Genomic DNA, 18,349 nt, shown 5'->3' with positions numbered 1-18,349 from the left:
ATTATTTTGAAAGCAAAAGGCTTAATTTACAAATCCAAATCAAACCGTCTGATTTTGATTTAGGATTAAAAGAAAACAGAGGGTGTTTTCTATCAATTCATAACTTCATCTTCTATCGCAGGAATTTTGCAAGAAAGAAGGCAGGAATACATATTAACATTTTGTAATTAATACCATATATTTGCCAAACATTTTGAAACCATAAACAATATTATACAGCAATAAAGAAAGTTTATAATCATGAAACAAGAACTTTTTAACAACAAAACAAAAGTAGAGGATTACCAGCGACAGCCCAAACAGTTGGGCTTGTATGAGGCATCCCACGAGCACGATGCCTGCGGAGTAGGCATGCTGGTCAATATCCAGGGAGGAAAATCACATGAACTGGTAGAATCGGCATTGAAGGTACTGGAAAACATGCGCCACCGTGGAGCGGAAGGGGCGGACAACAAAACCGGAGACGGCGCCGGCATCATGCTGCAGATACCGCACGAATTCATTCTGTTGCAAGGCATCCCCGTTCCCGAGAAGGGGAAATACGGTACCGGCCTGCTTTTCCTTCCCAAAGACGGAAAAGACCAGGCTGCCATCTTGAGCGTCATTATCGAAGAGATTGAAAAGGATGGATTGACCCTGATGCATTTGCGCAATGTGCCCACTTGCCCCGAAATATTGGGAGAAGCGGCTCTTGCCAACGAACCGGACATCAAGCAAATCTTCATCACCGGATTTACGGAAAGCGAAACCGCTGACCGCCGACTCTATATAATAAGGAAAAGGATAGAGAACAGAATACGCAAGTCGGACATCCCCACCCGCGAGGATTTCTACATCGTCTCGCTCTCTACGAAGAATATCGTCTACAAAGGCATGCTCTCTTCCTTACAGTTACGCAACTACTTCCCCGACCTCACCAACAGCTACTTCACCAGCGGACTGGCATTGGTGCACTCCCGTTTCAGCACCAACACTTTCCCCACCTGGGGACTGGCACAGCCCTTCCGCCTGCTGGCACACAACGGCGAAATCAATACCATCCGTGGCAACCGCGGCTGGATGGAAGCCCGTGAGAGCGTACTCTCCTCTCCCGCCCTGGGAGACATCCGGGAGATACGCCCCATCGTGCAACCGGGCATGAGCGACAGTGCCTCACTGGACAATGTGCTCGAGTTTCTCCTCATGTCAGGCCTGAGCCTGCCGCACGCCATGGCCATGCTCGTGCCGGAATCTTTCAACGAAAAGAATCCCATCAGCGAAGATTTGAAAGCTTTCTATGAATACCACTCCATCCTAATGGAGCCGTGGGACGGACCGGCGGCACTGCTTTTCAGCGACGGGCGCTATGCAGGCGGCATGCTCGACAGAAACGGACTGCGCCCTGCACGCTACCTGATTACGCAGGGCGGCATGATGGTAGTGGCCAGCGAAGTCGGCGTGATGGATTTCGAGCCGGGAGACATCAAGGAAAAAGGACGCCTGCAACCGGGCAAGATACTGCTTATAGACACCGAGAAAGGCGAAATATATTATGACGGCGAACTGAAGAAACAACTTGCCGAAGCCAAACCATACCGCACTTGGCTGGCCGGCAACCGCATCGAGCTGGACGAACTGAAAAGCGGCCGCAAAGTCTCCCATAGCGTGGAGAACTACGACAGCATGCTGCGCATCTTCGGCTACTCCAAAGAAGACATGGAACGGCTGATTGTCCCGATGTGTACCACCGGTGCCGAACCCATCAACTCCATGGGCAATGACACCCCGCTGGCAGTACTCTCGGACAAGCCGCAACTACTGTACAACTATTTCCGCCAGCAGTTTGCCCAAGTCACCAACCCTCCTATCGACCCGATACGCGAAGAACTGGTAATGTCGCTGACCGAGTACATCGGAGCCGTAGGCATGAACATACTGACACCCAGCGAAAACCATTGCAAGATGGTGAGGTTGAACCATCCCATCCTGAATAACGCCCAGCTGGATATTCTCTGCAACATCCGGTACAAAGGCTTCAAGACCGTGAAACTGCCCCTGCTCTTCGAAGTGGCAAAAGGGTGCCAGGGATTGCAGGAAGCATTGGCAACCCTCTGCAAGCAGGCAGAAGAATCCGTCAACGAAGGGGTGAACTACATTGTGCTTTCCGACCGCGACGTAGACGCCGACCATGCCGCCATTCCGTCACTGCTTGCCGTGTCGGCGGTACACCACCATCTTATCTCCGTGGGCAAACGGGTGCAGACGGCACTGATTGTAGAAAGCGGCGAAATCCGCGAAGTGATGCACGCCGCACTGCTGCTGGGCTTCGGAGCCAGCGCACTGAATCCGTATATGGCTTTTGCCGTCATCGACAAACTGGTGAACGAAAAGGAAATACAGCTTGACTACGCCACTGCCGAAAAAAAATATATCAAGTCCGTCTGCAAAGGCTTGTTCAAGATTATGAGCAAGATGGGCATCAGCACCATCCGTTCTTACCGGGGCGCGAAGATTTTCGAGGCCGTAGGACTGAGCGAGGAGTTGAGCAATGCCTACTTCGGCGGCCTGAGTTCACGCATCGGAGGCATACGCCTGGATGAAGTGGCACGTGACGCCATCGCCTTCCATAAGGAAGGGATGGAGATTATTAAAAAGAAGGGGGAAGCGGAGCTATTGCCGAACCGTGGACTGTATGCCTTCCGCAAGGATGGTGAGAAGCACGCCTGGAACCCGGAAACCATCAGCACACTGCAACTTGCCACACGCCTGGGAAGTTATAAGAAATTCAAGGAGTTCACTGCCATGGTAGACAGTAAGGAAGCTCCCATCTTCCTGCGCGATTTCCTCGACTTCCGCCGCGCTCCTATCAGCATAGACCGGGTGGAACCGGTAGAAAGCATCGTACAGCGCTTTGTCACCGGCGCCATGTCCTACGGTTCCATCAGCCGCGAGGCCCACGAAGCCATGGCTATTGCCATGAACAAGCTGCATGGCCGGAGCAATACGGGCGAAGGAGGCGAAGACCGGGCACGCTTCATGCCGCGCGAAGACGGCACCAGTCTGCGCAGCGCCATCAAGCAGGTGGCCTCAGGACGTTTCGGTGTCACCGCAGAATATCTGGTGAATGCGGACGAAATACAGATAAAGATTGCCCAAGGCGCCAAGCCAGGCGAAGGTGGGCAGCTGCCGGGCTTCAAAGTAGATGAAGTGATTGCCAAGACACGCCACTCCATTCCGGGCATCTCTCTGATTTCCCCCCCGCCCCACCACGACATTTACTCCATCGAAGACCTGGCACAGCTCATCTTCGACCTGAAGAACGTGAACCCACGGGCAAAAATCAGCGTGAAGCTGGTGGCAGAAAGCGGTGTGGGCACCATTGCCGCCGGTGTGGCAAAGGCAAAGGCCGATTTGATAGTCATCTCGGGTGCAGAAGGCGGTACGGGAGCTTCTCCTGCATCATCCATCCGCTATGCAGGTATCTCGCCCGAACTCGGTTTGAGCGAAACGCAGCAGACACTGGTGCTGAACAGCCTGCGCGGGCAAGTGATGTTGCAAGTGGACGGACAACTCAAAACAGGCCGCGACATCATACTGATGGCAATGCTCGGAGCCGAGGAATTCGGTTTCGCCACCAGCGCCCTGATTGTACTGGGTTGCGTAATGATGCGCAAATGCCACCAGAACACCTGCCCCGTAGGGGTGGCGACACAGAACAAAGAACTGCGCAAGCGCTTCCGCGGACGCAGCGAGTATCTGGTGAACTTCTTCACGTTCCTGGCGCAGGAAGTACGCGAATACCTGGCGGAAATCGGTGTGGAACGCCTGGACGACATCATTGGACGCACAGACCTTATCGTCCGCAAGCCGGATGATGGAATCAGGAAACATCAGTTGATAAGCTTTGACAAACTACTGGCACGCGTGGATAATGAAGCCGCTATCCGCCACGTCACCGACCAGCAGCACGGCATCGACCATGTGAAAGATGTGGAGATACTGCATGCCGCCGCCCAAGCCGTAGAGAGCCGAAAGGAAGTCTCGCTGGAATACACCATCGCCAATACCGACCGTGCCTGCGGCGCCATGCTCTCCGGTGTCATTGCCGCAAAGTACGGAGAAAAAGGGCTGCCCGAACATACGCTGAACGTGAAGTTCAAAGGCTCTGCCGGACAGAGCTTCGGGGCATTCCTTGTCCCGGGTGTCAACTTCAAGCTTGAGGGTGAAGCCAACGATTATCTGGGCAAAGGTCTGAGTGGCGGACGCATCGCCGTCCTGCCCCCGGTACGGAGCAACTTCGAGGCAGAGAAGAACACGATTGCAGGCAACACCCTGCTTTATGGCGCCACAAGCGGCGAGGTTTACATCAACGGCCGTGCAGGTGAGCGCTTTGCCGTCCGCAACTCCGGTGCCACAGCCGTAGTGGAGGGTGTAGGCGACCACTGCTGCGAGTATATGACCGGCGGGCGCGTGGTAGTACTCGGACAGACGGGACGCAACTTTGCCGCAGGCATGTCCGGCGGTGTGGCCTACGTATGGAACCGGGACGGCAACTTCGACTATTTCTGCAATATGGAAATGGTAGAACTGAGCCTCATCGAAGAGGCCTCCTACCGCAAGGAACTGCACGAGCTCATCCGCCAGCACTACCTGTACACCGGTTCCAAACTGGCACGCACCATGCTCGATGACTGGCCACGCTATGCCGACCAGTTCATCCAGGTAGTCCCTATCGAATACAAAAAAGTGCTGCAAGAGGAGCAGATGCAGAAATTGCAACAGAAGATTGCAGAAATGCAACGCGATTATTGAATCGCGAATTAATAATGAAAGAATGAAAGACTGAGGAAATTCCCCTTTCATTCTTTAATTCTTTAACTTTTTAATTTGTTCATCATGGGAGATCCAAAAGCATTCCTCAATATCCCCCGCCAAGAGGCGGGTTACCGTCCGATACACGAACGTATCACAGACTTCAGCCAAGTGGAACAGACACTGAACAGCCACGACCGCAAGCTCCAGGCCTCGCGCTGTATGGACTGCGGCGTACCCTTCTGCCACTGGGCATGTCCGCTGGGCAATAAAGACCCGGAATTCCAAGACGCGCTCTACCGGGGCAAATGGCGCGAAGCCTATCAAATACTGAACAGTACGAATGATTTTCCGGAATTTACGGGACGCATCTGCCCTGCACTTTGCGAGAAGTCGTGCGTACTGAAACTCTCGTGCAACGAACCGGTCACTATCCGCGAGAACGAAGCCGCCATTGCCGAAGCTGCCTTTCGCGAGGGTTACATCACACCGTGCAAGCCCGAACGTAACGGAAAGAAGGTAGCCGTCATCGGCGCCGGCCCTGCCGGATTGAGTGTCGCCGTACAGCTGAACGCCAAAGGTTACGAAGTTACCCTATTCGACAGCAAACCGATGCCGGGAGGACTGCTGCGCTATGGCATCCCCAACTTCAAACTGGACAAAGCCGTCATCGACCGCCGCATGAAAATCCTCGAGGCCGAAGGAATCTTGTTCGAGATGGGAGTCCATGTCGATGTGCAGAAACTGCCCGCCGGATTCGATGCTTACGCCATTTGTACCGGTACGCCCACCGCCCGCGACCTCTCCATTCCGGGCCGGGAGCTGAAAGGCATCTACTTTGCCCTCGACATGCTGGCACAGCAGAACCATATTCTGGATGGAGACACCTTCCCGAAAGACCAACTCGTCAACGCCCGCGGCAAACGGGTACTCGTCATCGGCGGTGGCGATACCGGGTCCGACTGTATAGGCACCAGCATCCGCCAGGGAGCCGTCAGCGTAACCCAGATTGAAATTATGCCCCAACCGCCCATAGGACACAACCCGGATACTCCCTGGCCGCAATGGCCCGTCGTACTGAAAACCACCAGCAGCCACGAAGAAGGCTGTACCCGTCAATGGTCCCTCGCCTCTACCCGGTTCATCGGGAAGAATGGCAAGGTATGCGGTGTGGAAGTGGAAGAAGTGGAGTGGCTTCCGACAACAGACGGTGGCCGTCCCACCATGAAACCTACGGGCAAGAAAGAGGTCATCGAAGCCGATATGGTGCTTCTTGCCATGGGTTTCCTCAAGCCCGAGCAACCGAAGTTTGCAGAGAACGTATTCGTGGCAGGCGATGCCGCCCACGGCGCCAGCCTCGTGGTACGTGCCTTGGCCGACGGACGACGAGTGGCAACAGAGATAGACCGTTACCTCGAACCTCTAAAAGAAAACAAGAAATGATTTTCCTTTCTTTAATTTTTAACCTTTAATTTTTAATTCTCATGTGTGGAATAGCAGGAATCTTCAACATACAGTCTCAAACTCCTAAGTTGAGAAACAAAGCGCTACGGATGGCGCAGAAAATCCGTCATCGCGGACCGGACTGGAGTGGTATCTACGTAGGCGGCTCCGCCATCCTCGCCCACGAACGCCTCTCCATTGTCGACCCGGAATCCGGTGGACAACCCTTATATTCACCCGACCGCAAACAGGTGCTTGCCGTCAATGGCGAGATTTACAACCATCGCGACATCCGTGCCCGCTATGCCGGAAAATACGCCTTCCAGACCGGTTCCGACTGCGAAGTCATCCTTGCCCTTTACAAAGACAAAGGCGTCCGCTTCCTTGAAGAGCTGAACGGCATCTTCGCCTTCGCCCTCTATGATGAAGAAACGGACGATTACCTCATCGCCCGCGACCCCATCGGCGTAATCCCCCTTTATATAGGACGCGACAAGGATGGACACATCTACTTCGGCAGTGAGCTGAAAGCCCTTGAGGGTTTCTGCGACGAGTACGAGCCTTTCCTTCCCGGCCACTACTACCGTGGGCGCGAGGGCAAGATGCACCGCTGGTACACCCGCGACTGGATGGACTATGCCGCTGTGAAGGACAACTACACTCCTGCCGCCGAACGCAATGCCGCGCCGGCTTCGATAGGCCGGACAGCCTACAGCACACAAGTCACTGCCGTGCACGATGCCCTCGAAGCCGCCGTACAGCGCCAGTTGATGTCCGACGTCCCCTACGGTGTCCTGCTCAGTGGCGGACTCGATTCTTCCGTCATCTCTGCCATCGCCAAGAAATATGCCGCCAAACGCATCGAGACAGACAACAAGGCAGATGCCTGGTGGCCGCAGCTCCATTCCTTCGCCGTCGGCTTGAAGGGTGCTCCCGACTTGATTAAAGCCCGCGAAGTGGCCCGTCATATCGGTACCGTGCATCACGAGATAAACTATACCATTCAGGAAGGCCTCGATGCTGTCCGCGACGTCATCTATTTCATTGAGACTTACGACATAACCACTGTCCGCGCCTCCACCCCCATGTATCTGCTGGCGCGTGTCATCAAAAGCATGGGCATCAAGATGGTACTCAGCGGCGAAGGTGCAGACGAGGTGTTCGGCGGTTACCTTTACTTCCACAAGGCGCCCACACCGCAAGCCTTTCACGAAGAAACCGTGCGCAAGCTCTCCAAACTGCATCTATACGACTGCCTCCGTGCCAACAAAAGCCTTGCAGCCTGGGGAGTGGAAGGACGTGTCCCCTTCCTCGACAAAGAATTCCTGGATGTTGCCATGCGCATCAATCCAGCAGTCAAGATGTGCCCCGGCAAGGAGATAGAAAAGAAAGTAACCCGCGAAGCCTTTGCCGACATGCTCCCTCAGAGCGTTGCCTGGCGGCAGAAAGAACAGTTCTCCGACGGTGTGGGCTACAGTTGGATTGATACGCTGAAAGCCGTCACTGCCGCTGCCGTCAGCGACGAACAGATGGCACATGCCGCCGAACGCTTCCCAGTACATACCCCGCAAAACAAGGAAGAATATTACTATCGCACCATCTTCGAAGAGCATTTCCCCAGTGAAAGCGCAGCCCGGAGTGTTCCCAGCGTACCCAGTGTGGCATGCTCCACCGCCGAAGCGCTGGCATGGGACGCCTCTTTCCAAGGAAAGAACGACCCCAGCGGACGAGCAGTAGCGGGGGTACACGAAGAAGCATACAAGGATTAAAAAAAGAGCTGCCGACAGATTTCCTGCCAGCAGCTCTTCTCATTTTTTATTTATCAAATCCTATCGGACTAAAACATCATTGTCTGTCCGCCAATCACACCTGCCACAGCACTCGCTACGGCAATAATAAGTTTCAAAATCACATTCCACGTTTTCTTCATAAAGATTATCCATTATCTGATTAATAATTCATAGCTACCGTTATCCCAGTGGATTCTCACCTTGGTCTCCATCCGAATCCGAGCCTCCTCCTTCCGAACCGGAGCCGCCATCTGTAGAAGTCTTCCCCTTAAGATAATCATCCAAACTCACCAAATCCAGCCTTTCTCCAGCGCGGGTAGCAGCCTTCGATATCTTCAGTTCCCTATTCGCCTGAAAACAGATACGGACGCTCTCCACACTCTTGGCTGTCACGTCATCAGCCTTTTCCTCACCTTTCGATTTGGCTGCCAGTATAAAGACACCCAGCCCGGCTATATTAACCGTCTTTCCTTCCAGCAACTGCTCTTTCAGCTTTTCCACAAAGTTCTGCATCGTACTCTTGATGTCACCGATAGACAGAGAAGAGCGGTCCTGCATCTTCTGTGCAATAAACGCCAAATCCACGCTTTGCCCCAATGTCACCAACTGCGGATAATACTTCTTGGGAGAGTTTTCAACCCTGGGGTCCGACGGTCTCTCCACCGTCCTGAAAATTACACTCATACTTTTTTTCTTTAGAGATTTAAATTCGTTTTCCTATTCACACGTTTCGTTGATCAACGATGCAAAGGTGAGGATTAAAAACTATGTAGCCAAAGAAAAAAGGTGCTTGGGAGTAGTTTTTCTGAGAAAAGTGATAAAGTGTTATAAATCAACAAAGAGCATCTCTACAATATACACTTCTTCATTTCATCTACTATGTATCTCACATCCTCATCCGTCACATAAGGACCACTCGGCAAACAAAGACCACGTTTGAACAAGCCCTCACTGACACCATTCACATAGGCAGGATTAGCCGTATAAACCGGCTGGAGATGCATGGGCTTCCATAAGGGACGGCTCTCGATACCGGCTTTATCCAAGCAAACACGCATGGCCTCTACATTACGGTTAGGCTCACAAGAAGTATGGGCACTAACTGACTCATGAGTAACACCCGCGGCACCACCAACGGCACCTTTCACTGTCTCACGGTAGACATCCTCCTCACCTCTTACATGCAGATTCCCGTCAAGCAGTACCGTGTTCAGCCAATAATTGCTGTCATAACGTCCGGAAGGATTCTCATGAAGCGTGATTCCCTCCACATCGGCCAACAACTTACGATACAGACCGCACAGATGCTTATGGTGTGCTATATGCTCATCCACCACCGTCATCTGACCGCGGCCGATTCCCGCACAAATGTTACTCATCCTATAATTATAGCCTATACGCTCATGCTGGTAGTAGGGATAGGACTCACGGGCCTGGGTAGCATAGAACATTATCTCACGTTTGGACTCTTCATCAGGGCAAATCAAAGCACCGCCACCGCTGGTGGTTATCATCTTGTTGCCATTGAAAGAAAGCACACCATATTTGCCAAAAGTTCCGAGGACTTGCCCGTCAAACTTGCTTCCAAAACCTTCGGCGGCATCCTCTATGACCGGAATATCATATTTATCTGCCACCGACATGATTTGGTCTATCTTATAGGGCATCCCATACAAAGCCACCGGAACAATCGCTTTGGGCTTTCGGCCGGTCTTGTCGATACGCTCCCTGATAGCCTGCTCCAGAAGAACCGGGTCCATATTCCATGTATCAGCCTCAGAATCCACGAATACCGGAGTGGCACCGAGGTAGGCCACCGGATGGGAAGAGGCACAAAAAGTGAAGCTCTGTACTATCACTTCATCACCCTGACTAACTCCGCAAGCAAGCAGGGCCAGATGTACAGCCGCAGTGCCCGCACTCAAAGCCACCACCTTTTTATTCTGCCCTACGAAGCGTTCCAAATCCTGCTCAAAGGCATTCACATTCGGACCGAGCGGAACCACCCAGTTCGTATCGAAGGCTTCTTGTATGAAGCCCATCTCCTTGCCGCTCATGTGGGCGAGGCAAAGATATATTCTTTTATCCATAAATATATGTGATTATTCTAATGATTCGATTTCCTCACATAATGAGGAATAAAAAGAAAAGAAAGGATTTTATAAATCCTTTCCAAGTACTGTATAGATAATGATTTTAATGTCATACCAGAAAGACCAATTATCCAAATATTCAATGTTTATCCGTACTTTATCCGGGAACAAGACCTCATCATTATACTTCTGAGGATCGTCCTGTTCCGCCAACAGTTCTTCTTCATTTCGGTATTTTAAACTGGCAGGCCCCGTAATGCCCGGCTTCAATAGAAGCATCCTCCTATCCTCTCCTTCCAGTTTATCAGCATACCCCGGCACATCCGGGCGAGGACCTACAAAGCTCATATCTCCTATCAGCACATTCCAAAGTTCCGGTAATTCGTCCAGCTTATACTTGCGCAACTTTGCTCCCAGCGGTGTAATGCGGCTCTCTCCCTTCACGGAGATAGAACTGGCCGAATGGCCTACCGTCATGGAACGGAATTTATACATCGTAAACAACTTCCCGTGCTGCCCCACCCTCCGTTGCTTGAAAATAACAGGACCGCCCGGCATTTTCAGACGAATCAAAATACCTACTATTATTAAAACAGGAGACAAGAAGATTAGCCCGAAGAGCGCCGCTCCACGGTCAAAAAAAGATTTAAAAAACATGGATTTGATGATACATTTTCTTTACCCGGTTTATAAACCTTGGCGAGAATAAGAATATAATTTTTTTTATATATCTTTTTATGAATTGAGAGAATGATTGATGGGCAAAATAATAATCCTGAATTTCCTTCAAAGATTTATCGGGTAACATCGCAAATAAATGATTTCTAATTTTTTTATCAATTTGATAGTCTACATTCCAAGATTGATATGGCAAGAAATCAGTCCAATCATGTTCTTTCACAGTAGTTTCTTTCCGAATAAAATCAAAGGCTTGCTTTCCTCTTTCTGTTACCAGAGTTACTCCTGACACGCCTTTAATATCTGTATCATAACATTTTCCCCAGAAATCACCTAAACGAATATCTGTATATTCAAGAGTACTCCTCAAAGCACAGTCGTGACAAGCTTCGTTCAACATCAGATTTGAAAAGAAAAGTTGATAAAATTCATCCTTCTTCCTATCGCTTATAAATACTTGCAAATCATCTACTATCACTTCTACTACAAAATTTCCCCAACCTTTAATTTTGCTTCTAAAATTCACATGATCAAATCTGGGCTTTTTTATTAGTTTTTTTATTTCCTGCACATATTTATGCCAAATTTTCAAAGAAGGGCATCCATGGCAATAAATATCAACAAGCAAAAAATCGTTTCGTCTATTAATTCTTTTCAAGAATTTATCAACAGCATAAATTTGACAAGGTGTACCAAACAATACAGTTTTTTCCCTTTTTTCTTCTTTATCTAACATTCTTTTAAATGTAGGATAAGTCATTGATTGAATATACTTAGATCCCTTAAAATATTCAATATCCTTTTCATCAGCAGCACATACATGCTTGGCACTATCATCTAATGTGTCATAAACAACACCTATACATTTATATCCTTGTCTATAAAGAGCTTTTGCAAGCAGGTATGCTATACCACCAGAAGTAGTAGTATTCAGTGTTGCATTGTCTCTTGCTTGGCAAGCTAACATTAGGATTTCTTTATGTTCTGCTATATTATATGGCTTGACATCGTCATATTTATAACAAACCTTAGTACAAAGTGAACAATCTACACATTTATCCACATCTAATACCGGACGGTAGAACCCCTGCTCATTCAGAACCATTACAATCGCATTTGCTGGACATACAGCAGCACATCCCCCACAGCTGGTGCATGGATGTAATATATCTTTCGATACTATATTCATTTAGATAAGCAATTAGTCAAATATGCCATAGAACTTTCACGCTTTTTTAATAAATGCGCATTCACTTTTTCCCAATCTATTTCTTCTGAAAACAATTCATTTAATCCCCTATCCTCAGAAATAATTCTTTTTGAAAGTGTATATTCTTCCAAAAGATATCCCAATTTATTACTATTATTACGTAATATTACAGCCAATTCTGCATTGACAAGAATAGACATGACACTTCCATGAAAAGTATCCGTAACCACACATTGAGCATCTCTAAAATACGAAAGTAATGTAACAGGGTCCACATTAATATTTTTATCACACCAATCATGATAAAAACCTGGAGAAACTATCTGTAATCCACGCGCTTTAGCATATTTCTTTATAGCCTGTACCTCTTGTATATTATTCATATTATTATCATAGGCATATACAAGTAAATAGGGTTTCTGAACTACTTTGGGTAATGTCTGCAATTCATCTTTATACCCATAAAGCAAAACCGGATCGCAAACAATTTCAACATCCTGTCCTATCAATTTTTCAATAATATCATGAGAATTCCTGTCACGAACAGACAAAGCAGTCAAATTCTCCAATCCACCCCGTACAAAACTTTCACAACGTTTAGCCTGAATATCTGTAATAGTAGTAGGACCAAAGCATCCGGCATAAGCAAAAACATTATCAGACGGCAAAGCATACCCCCAAAATACCGGAGTGGGACCTGTATGAAGAGCAAAAATCTCATCACTCCCAATAATCACCGCTTTCATAGATTTATATTGAGTATAATACTCTCCAACAATCCCTTCTTGAATTTTGAATTTATCTAAAATACGTTTCTTTTGTACATTATACCATGTCCTTCCTAATCCTTTTTGAGCCAAATAAGTACAATAATAAGGAATAGAACGCAATGAGATATTGTATTTATCTTTCAGTTCAATACCTAGAAAATCATAGTTCTTTTCAAACCTTAAAGCAGTTGCTTCATACCCCATTTTTTTCAACACCTTACATAATGCATTCAATTGCAATAAAGCCCCATGATTATGAACATCATAGTGAGTTATTATACCTATATCCATAATTATTTCTATTTCCTAAGCAAATTTTGAAATATCCAAGCTCGCAGACAGTTAGTCATCATAACTTCCACCACGAACCTCCCTGTAACATTATATAAAAAAATGAATAATCCTATAATATGTTGCTGCCACATGTATTTTTGAAGAAAATATTCACTCTTAAAGTATTTCCATCCACCACGTCGTGCATACATATCCTTACCTACACGTACATTAACTAATACATCCTCCAAGTTTCTAAACTTACATCCATGTTGCATCATCCTCAACCACAAGTAATAATCTTCATTAAAATGCCAATCCTGATAATTACCAGCTCTCAGTACATCCGTTTTTTTGAACATTACTGTCATGTGATTGAACCCACAACGAAATTTCATGAATTTCTTTATTTCCTTATCTGTAGAAGGACAAATCCTACTTGCTACTATGTTATCAGGTGTATCTATAAATTCTGTAATACTGCCACCAACAATAGACAGTTCCTTATCTTCCTCGAAACATCGGAGCTGCTTTTCAAACCTATCGGGCAAAGCTATATCATCGCTATCCATACGAGCTATTAAGTCGTATTTAGCATATTCTACCGCGATACGCAAGGCATTTCCCAAACCATTATTTTTCGGCAACCTTATGATATGTACCGATTCATCTTGTTCAAAGCCGTCAATGATTTCAGATAATTCCCGGCCAATTGGTCCATCAATCACAATTACCATCTCAGACGGTGAACAAGTCTGTCCTATCGTCACACTATCAATGGCTTGACGTACATATTCAAAGTTGTCATTCTTATAAACCGAAAGACAGACGGAAAATGGTGTGTTCACAAATCTTTAAATTAAAAATTTTTTAAGAGAAAATACATCAGTTTAGGAGAGATGGAATTAAAAAAGCGCATAGTCTGCACAAGCATTGCATACCTACCCCAATAAACACGTGGATTATATTTAAATATTTTCCAATTTGCTACCAGTTTGTTCCACAATTCTATATCCTTACATTTCAAATGCAAATAGTATCGCATATTAAGCAGAATACACATCTGAACATGCACTAAAGCCAGATTTTGACATGCGCCATTAATTCCCAACAATGTATAAATTCTTTTCCATGCGTAGATAGAAGTTAGCTTCTGCTGCGTAAATATCGGTTTATTCATTGCCGACTCTTTTCTCCATTTATAGCGAAATAAAATTCGGGGAATACAATCTATCCTTTGGGCATAGTACAGACATTTTACTACAAACTCCCTATCTTCACTATAATAAGTTTGTTCATCAAAATGTAATACGTATTTTTTTATTAAAGAACGTGCTATAATACAAGATGATAAATGTACATATATAGTGCCCTTCAGATAATCGTGAAGATAATCTTTAGAATGATTATTCAAGTGATACCGCACTTTATTTTCACTCTTTTCCTGTAACGACCCAATTACAATGACATCCTGTCCATTTACAATATTTCCAATCTCTTCGATGAAAGTTGGACAAATATAATCATCGCCATCTAAAAAGAATACATAAGGGGCTGTCGCTACTTCTAATCCTGCATTACGTGCAGACGAAACGCCACCATTTGATTTATCAAATAATCTAATAATCGGATATTTATCCTTTAACGATTTAAGTACACTCGCTGTGTTATCAGTAGAGCCATCGTTTACCAATATGAGTTCAAATCGGCTGTCGGTCTGATTTATTACCGACATAATAGTACTTTCTACACAATCTGCTACATTATAGCAGGGGATGATAATCGAAACCAAGGAACTATTTGTCGCAAATATTGACATAAAATTATTTATAAATAAATATTGGGCCTATAATTATAACTATCCCTTTCACGATAAGAAGGCATTTTTTCATTGAATAAATACATGAAATAATTAGTATAAGGGATATACACTTTATTTGAATTAATAATACTAAAGGTAGAGTAGGATATTAGTAGAAAAATAGCAAATTTATACATTACACGCATTTGAGTTTTCAACACAGGTAAGAACATAAACACTGCAATCGAAAAATGCAATGCAAAAAAGAAACCATATCTAAACAATATACCAAAACTCAAAGCCACTCTAAAAATAAACAGATAAAGAATGGCCCCATTAAACAATATAACCCCATATGGTCGTTTTTCAATATATTCCCTATATCTTATTAGGAAACAGAATATGATAATAAAAAAGATAAGACGGAAAGATAATGTTGTACCTGTACCTGCCTCATTCTCCATAAGAAAGTAAAAGTGAAGTTTTTGTTCGAAAATACCCAGTTTTAACAAAAAATCTATAAATAGCGACGCATCAAAAACAAATAAAACATTTACACAAATATAAGCAAATACGATATTTTTTGTAGATATTTTATGAGACATGCCATAAAAAACAAGTAAAATTACAGACGAATAATGAAATGAAGTAGCCAATAGAACTAATCCACAGTATGATAAAAATCTCCGTTTAAATATTAATGGAAATGCATATAAATAAATGGTATTAGCGATAAAATTTCTCATCGGATTATCTATAAATAGATATAATCCAAATACAAATAGAAAAAAAGATAAAGCTAACGGAAAATATTCTTTTGTGTATTTATATATATACCTTACATTTATTATATATAGAATAAACTTAGTGATTATAAAAAACGGCCAAAACGATAATCCAATAGATTTAGCCAATAACATATAAAAATAATAACCAGGTTCTAAATAACGTGAAGGATTAAATAATGCGTTCCATGTAGCATCTTCATAACAAATTTCATAATTTCTCCAATCTGAACCTGTCATATAACCAGAGCAAAAGAATATGCCGAGAATTAATACAATAAATAGTTCGGCAGTAGTTTTCTGTGCCTTCGGAATATAATGTGTTAACAGCGATAATATTAGAAGAAAGAAATATATAAACATTATTCTTATAATATTTTTCTATATTGCTGCAAAACATTTTTGGATAAGTATTCATCACATAAAAACAACTTTTTTAAATTATTTTCAAGAAAATCTTTATAAACTTCTTCTAAAGTAGTTTCTATGTCAGCCTGATTTTCCACATCTGAAAAATAAGAGATCTTTTCATCTAAATATAAATCATGCAATTCTCCTTGAGAAGGACTAATAGACCATATATTGAGTCCACATTGCATATAGTCACCAACCTTTGTCGGCAAGAAAATTCCTTCTTCACATGCAGCTTCCAATACAACAGCGACATCATACTGTTTCACCATTTTAAGACTATCATTATAGGGCATTGCAGGATATTCTGAGACTATATCTTTCAACCGTAACTCATTCACCAAATCAGAAACACTCCTATTTATTCCCAAGAAATCAATTTTCACTTTCGCATTGGGATATTTATGAAAGAAAGAAGCTACAGCGCATAAAAAAGTTTTTGGATCTCGTGGATAAGACAAATTACCAGAATGAATTATTCTCAATGTATCTAAATTAAAGGGATGAATTGGAACAACTTCTGCAATATGAGGAATAACTATAGTTGCCTCCTTTTTTAACCCTACTAAATATTTCATCATATAATCCCTTAGACGCGACGAAGGGAAAATATGAACATCTGCATATCTGACCATAGATGGAATTAACATTTTTGAAAGTATGGGCATAGGTGCATTTACTCCTTTCCCATAAGGCCATGGATATTTTTGCTCAGGATAAGGATCATTCCAAGTTGGTATCCATCTCAATCCTCTATACTTTTTTAAGTAAATACCCACCAATTCACTTGGAAGACTCTTTGTTAGCACACATTCATAAATATTATCATCCAACAAAGCCAATGCTTTTCTTAGAGCTAAATATGCCCAGTGAGCACCTCTATACGTTATCCCAAATTTCATGTAGGCACAAATGTGTTGCCATATTGTCGCTAATGTTATTTTTGTTTCAGATGGGATATAATGTATCTTACACAGATTTTCATCTATTGATATATAATCCACAGGATATACTTTATTTTTATGGATTCTTGAAATTAAATCTACCTTATATCCTGCTTCGCATAGAACCTTTATCAACTTGTAGTTCACTATACCCTCAGCAACTGTAGGGGGTATAGATGCAGGTGCAATCATCAATATACGTTTATTCATTGCAACACATTTACAATTCTACCACACGCCATTCCATCTCCGTATGGATTCACGGCTTTACTCATTTTCTCATAATGCGCCTGGTCATCAAGCAGGGCAGATACTTCACTCATAATTCTATCATAGTCAGTACCAACGAGTTTTACCGTACCGGCTTCCAAGGCCTCAGGGCGTTCTGTGGTGTCGCGCATTACGAGCACAGGTTTGCCAAGTCCTGGAGCTTCTTCCTGGATACCACCACTGTCTGTCAGCACAATAGTAGATTTTTCCATCAGATAAACGAAGCTCAGGTATTCTAACGGTTCGATGAAGAACATGTTGCCAAGGTGGGACAGATTTTTGCCAAACACCTCATGGATGGGTTTCCGCACATTGGGATTTAGGTGCATCGGATAAACGAAATCCACTTCGGGATATTTCTCCGTCAGAGCCTTGATAGCCTTGCACATGGATATGAAGCCATCGCCAAAGTTCTCACGGCGATGGCCGGTAATCAGTACCAGCTTCCTTCCGTTTTCCAATCGAGCTACATCATAACCGGCTGTTTTCAGCACAGCATCCAGTTCGGCATCCAGTTCCTTGTCCTGCTTTATTTTCTCCACCACCATGTACAGTGCATCTATCACGGTATTTCCGGTCACTGTAATAGAAGCGTCATCAATACCTTCCACCAGCAGATTTTGCTTGCTCAAAGCCGTAGGTGCAAAATGATAAGTGGCAATACGCCCTGTTATCTGACGATTCATTTCCTCTGGCCAAGGACTATAAATATTGTGCGTGCGCAAACCGGCTTCCACATGTCCGACGGATATCTGCTGATAGAAAGCAGCCAATGCCGCAGCAGTGGAAGTCGTGGTATCACCGTGCACCAAGACAACATCGGGCTTCACTTCTTTCAGCACATTACGCATACCCAGCAATACGCGAGAGGTCACGTCGTACAAATCCTGTCCCTGCCTCATGATATTCAAATCATAATCCGGACGGATGTCAAATATTTGTAGCACCTGGTCCAGCATTTCACGGTGCTGACCGGTAACACATACTATCGTTTGGAAAGATTCCGGATGTTTCTGGAATTCTTTCACCAAAGGAGCCATCTTTATGGCCTCAGGGCGAGTGCCGAAGACAAGCATTATCTTTTTCATAA

The 18,349-nt window shown here is 45.0% G+C and carries 14 protein-coding genes; 3 read left to right on the top strand and 11 right to left on the bottom strand.

Features of this window, described 5'->3' with window-relative positions:
- Window positions 1–240: 240 nt before the first annotated feature.
- The 3 genes from gltB (at window position 241) to asnB (ending at window position 8,003) form a co-directional block, all read left to right on the top strand.
- Window positions 241–4,791 carry a glutamate synthase large subunit gene (gene gltB / locus DWY57_RS07620; RefSeq protein ID WP_119961528.1) on the top strand — a complete coding sequence of 1,517 codons (4,551 nt, stop codon included), beginning with the start codon at window positions 241–243 and terminating at the stop codon, window positions 4,789–4,791.
- A gap of 84 nt (window positions 4,792–4,875) precedes the next feature.
- Entirely contained in the window at window positions 4,876–6,234 is a 1,359-nt protein-coding gene (locus DWY57_RS07615) for a glutamate synthase subunit beta (protein ID WP_119961589.1), read from the top strand.
- 41 nt (window positions 6,235–6,275) lie between these two features.
- Entirely contained in the window at window positions 6,276–8,003 is a 1,728-nt protein-coding gene (asnB, locus tag DWY57_RS07610; RefSeq protein ID WP_119961527.1) for an asparagine synthase B, read from the top strand.
- 68 nt (window positions 8,004–8,071) lie between these two features.
- On the opposite strand, the gene DWY57_RS20865 is transcribed toward asnB, so the two are convergent.
- From DWY57_RS20865 to wecB, 11 genes are all read right to left on the bottom strand, one after another.
- Window positions 8,072–8,164 (bottom strand): smalltalk protein, encoded by a 93-nt coding sequence (locus DWY57_RS20865; protein WP_005837261.1) that lies wholly within the window; start codon window positions 8,162–8,164, stop codon window positions 8,072–8,074.
- A 40-nt stretch (window positions 8,165–8,204) separates the two neighbouring features.
- Window positions 8,205–8,708 carry an HU family DNA-binding protein gene (locus DWY57_RS07605; protein WP_005827604.1) on the bottom strand — a complete coding sequence of 168 codons (504 nt, stop codon included), beginning with the start codon at window positions 8,706–8,708 and terminating at the stop codon, window positions 8,205–8,207.
- Between the two features lie 164 nt (window positions 8,709–8,872).
- A complete protein-coding gene (locus tag DWY57_RS07600; protein ID WP_119961526.1) occupies window positions 8,873–10,114 on the bottom strand; it encodes an aminotransferase class I/II-fold pyridoxal phosphate-dependent enzyme in 1,242 nt (413 codons plus the stop codon).
- Window positions 10,115–10,183: 69 nt separating this feature from the next.
- Window positions 10,184–10,774, bottom strand: a complete 591-nt coding sequence (locus DWY57_RS07595; protein WP_119961525.1) for a sugar transferase — start codon at window positions 10,772–10,774, stop codon at window positions 10,184–10,186.
- Window positions 10,764–11,984, bottom strand: coding sequence for a Coenzyme F420 hydrogenase/dehydrogenase, beta subunit C-terminal domain (locus DWY57_RS07590; RefSeq protein ID WP_057256478.1), 1,221 nt, complete (start codon window positions 11,982–11,984; stop codon window positions 10,764–10,766). Before DWY57_RS07590 ends, DWY57_RS07595 begins: the two co-directional genes overlap by 11 nt.
- Window positions 11,981–13,066, bottom strand: coding sequence for a polysaccharide pyruvyl transferase family protein (locus tag DWY57_RS07585; RefSeq protein ID WP_057254132.1), 1,086 nt, complete (start codon window positions 13,064–13,066; stop codon window positions 11,981–11,983). The genes DWY57_RS07590 and DWY57_RS07585 overlap by 4 nt, the downstream gene beginning before the upstream one ends.
- 8 nt (window positions 13,067–13,074) lie before the next feature.
- A complete protein-coding gene (locus DWY57_RS07580; RefSeq protein WP_119961524.1) occupies window positions 13,075–13,896 on the bottom strand; it encodes a glycosyltransferase in 822 nt (273 codons plus the stop codon).
- Between the two features lie 11 nt (window positions 13,897–13,907).
- On the bottom strand, window positions 13,908–14,867 hold the full coding sequence (locus DWY57_RS07575; RefSeq protein WP_057254135.1) for a glycosyltransferase family 2 protein: 960 nt from the start codon (window positions 14,865–14,867) through the stop codon (window positions 13,908–13,910).
- Between the two features lie 8 nt (window positions 14,868–14,875).
- Window positions 14,876–15,997 (bottom strand): EpsG family protein, encoded by a 1,122-nt coding sequence (locus tag DWY57_RS07570; RefSeq protein WP_119961523.1) that lies wholly within the window; start codon window positions 15,995–15,997, stop codon window positions 14,876–14,878.
- 5 nt (window positions 15,998–16,002) lie between these two features.
- Window positions 16,003–17,199, bottom strand: a complete 1,197-nt coding sequence (locus DWY57_RS07565) for a glycosyltransferase (protein ID WP_120164390.1) — start codon at window positions 17,197–17,199, stop codon at window positions 16,003–16,005.
- A complete protein-coding gene (wecB, locus tag DWY57_RS07560) occupies window positions 17,196–18,347 on the bottom strand; it encodes a UDP-N-acetylglucosamine 2-epimerase (non-hydrolyzing) (protein ID WP_119961521.1) in 1,152 nt (383 codons plus the stop codon). Before wecB ends, DWY57_RS07565 begins: the two co-directional genes overlap by 4 nt.
- Window positions 18,348–18,349: the final 2 nt, after the last annotated feature.

The sequence above is a fragment of the Bacteroides sp. AF25-5LB genome (assembly GCF_003602965.1).
Lineage (GTDB): Bacteria > Bacteroidota > Bacteroidia > Bacteroidales > Bacteroidaceae > Bacteroides > Bacteroides uniformis.
This window is presented reverse-complemented; position numbering and strand designations above follow the sequence as displayed.

Bases quoted from the DNA above. Each gene is read 5' to 3' on its own strand.
- DWY57_RS07600 (WP_119961526.1), bottom strand. From the start codon at position 10,114: ATGGATAAAAGAATATATCTTTGCCTCGCCCACATGAGCGGCAAGGAG.
- DWY57_RS07575 (WP_057254135.1), bottom strand. From the start codon at position 14,867: ATGTCAATATTTGCGACAAATAGTTCCTTGGTTTCGATTATCATCCCC.
- DWY57_RS07565 (WP_120164390.1), bottom strand. From the start codon at position 17,199: ATGAATAAACGTATATTGATGATTGCACCTGCATCTATACCCCCTACA.
- DWY57_RS07570 (WP_119961523.1), bottom strand. From the start codon at position 15,997: ATGTTTATATATTTCTTTCTTCTAATATTATCGCTGTTAACACATTAT.
- DWY57_RS07585 (WP_057254132.1), bottom strand. From the start codon at position 13,066: ATGGATATAGGTATAATAACTCACTATGATGTTCATAATCATGGGGCT.
- asnB (WP_119961527.1), top strand. From the start codon at position 6,276: ATGTGTGGAATAGCAGGAATCTTCAACATACAGTCTCAAACTCCTAAG.
- wecB (WP_119961521.1), bottom strand. From the start codon at position 18,347: ATGAAAAAGATAATGCTTGTCTTCGGCACTCGCCCTGAGGCCATAAAG.
- gltB (WP_119961528.1), top strand. From the start codon at position 241: ATGAAACAAGAACTTTTTAACAACAAAACAAAAGTAGAGGATTACCAG.
- DWY57_RS20865 (WP_005837261.1), bottom strand. From the start codon at position 8,164: ATGAAGAAAACGTGGAATGTGATTTTGAAACTTATTATTGCCGTAGCG.
- DWY57_RS07605 (WP_005827604.1), bottom strand. From the start codon at position 8,708: ATGAGTGTAATTTTCAGGACGGTGGAGAGACCGTCGGACCCCAGGGTT.
- DWY57_RS07595 (WP_119961525.1), bottom strand. From the start codon at position 10,774: ATGTTTTTTAAATCTTTTTTTGACCGTGGAGCGGCGCTCTTCGGGCTA.
- DWY57_RS07590 (WP_057256478.1), bottom strand. From the start codon at position 11,984: ATGAATATAGTATCGAAAGATATATTACATCCATGCACCAGCTGTGGG.
- DWY57_RS07615 (WP_119961589.1), top strand. From the start codon at position 4,876: ATGGGAGATCCAAAAGCATTCCTCAATATCCCCCGCCAAGAGGCGGGT.